The sequence below is a fragment of the Methylomonas sp. BG-2 genome (assembly GCF_057766305.1).
The window spans coordinates 1-1,330 of the sequence record NZ_JBYMAP010000475.1; the positions used below are offsets into that span (position 1 = coordinate 1).

The 1,330-nt window shown below is 60.0% G+C and carries 1 protein-coding gene; it reads left to right on the top strand.

What is annotated here, in order from left to right:
• Window positions 1-161: 161 nt before the first annotated feature.
• Entirely contained in the window at window positions 162-1,238 is a 1,077-nt protein-coding gene (locus AC3B8H_RS21400; protein WP_488443525.1) for a PA0069 family radical SAM protein, read from the top strand.
• The last annotated feature ends 92 nt before the right edge of the window (window positions 1,239-1,330 follow it).

The following is a 1,330-nucleotide window of genomic DNA, read 5'->3' on the forward strand; positions in this document are numbered from 1 at the left end:
CGCTTTGCGGCGCGGCATTTGGGTGGCCGAAAAAGCTTTGCGCGCGAGTTGGAAGTTTGCCAAGATAGGCGGCATTCGCCCCACCCAGCGTTTGCCAAGCTAACGCGGTCGGCCGGGCTGATTGCCAAGGCACCCGTGCTCATCTTTCGTTGGTTGTTCCCATGTCCAAACCCTTGATTCACAAAGGTCGCGGCGCTGTCAGCAATGCCGCCGGCCGCTATGAAAAGCAGCAAAGCCAGGCAGAAGACGACGGCTGGGGAAGCCTGGACGCCGACTTGCCGCCAGTGGCGACTGAAATCATCCTTGATGCCAGTAAGTCGTTGATCACTTACAACGATTCGCCGGACATTCCGTTCGACCGTTCCGTCAATCCCTACCGTGGTTGCGAACACGGTTGCGTGTATTGTTTCGCCAGGCCGACGCACGCTTATCTGGGCTATTCGCCGGGGTTGGATTTCGAAAGCCGCATCCTGGTCAAACCCGCCGCCGCGACGTTGCTGCGCGAAGAACTCGGCAAGCGGCATTACCGTTGCGCGCCGCTGGCGCTGGGCACGAATACCGATCCCTACCAGCCGCTGGAACGCCGCCAGCGCATCATGCGCGAAATTTTGGAAGTGCTGCGGGAAACCCGACATCCGGTCGGCATCGTCACCAAATCGGCGCTGATCGAGCGGGATATCGATATTCTGGCCGAGATGGCCGGCCAAGGATTGGCGTCGGTGTGCTTGTCGATCACGACGTTGGATCGCCGCTTGGCGCGGACGTTGGAACCGCGCGCCGCCGCGCCCGAACGCCGCTTGGAAACCGTGGCTCGCTTGAGCGAAGCCGGTGTGCCGGTCGGCGTGATGGTCGCGCCGCTGATTCCGGTGCTGACCGATTATGAATTGGAAGCCATCGTATCCGCCGCGAGCCGGGCCGGGGCAATCAGCGCGGAATACATTCTGCTGCGCCTGCCGCTGGAAGTGGCCGATTTGTTCGAGGAATGGCTACGCGAACATTACCCGCTGAAGGCGGAGCACGTGATGAAGCGGGTGCGTGACAGTCGCGGCGGTAAGGTCTACGATCCGACCTTTCATCGGCGTTTACGCGGCGAGGGTGCTTATGCCGATTTGATCGGGCAACGCTTCGGGCTAATCCGGAAAAAACTCGGCCTGGAACGCGGATTGCCGCCGCTTCGCACCGACTTGTTCCGGAAACCGGCGGCCGGCGGCCAGATGAGTTTCGATTGTTTCGTCTAAACTTGGATTGATAGGCCGGCTTTGCTATTGGCGGTTTGGGGTTCCATGGGTTTTAACCGTACGATTGGATTGAGTTTTCACTGACTGTTACA

Coding starts and splice junctions, on each gene's coding strand:
- AC3B8H_RS21400 (WP_488443525.1), top strand. CDS start 162: ATGTCCAAACCCTTGATTCACAAAGGTCGCGGCGCTGTCAGCAATGCC.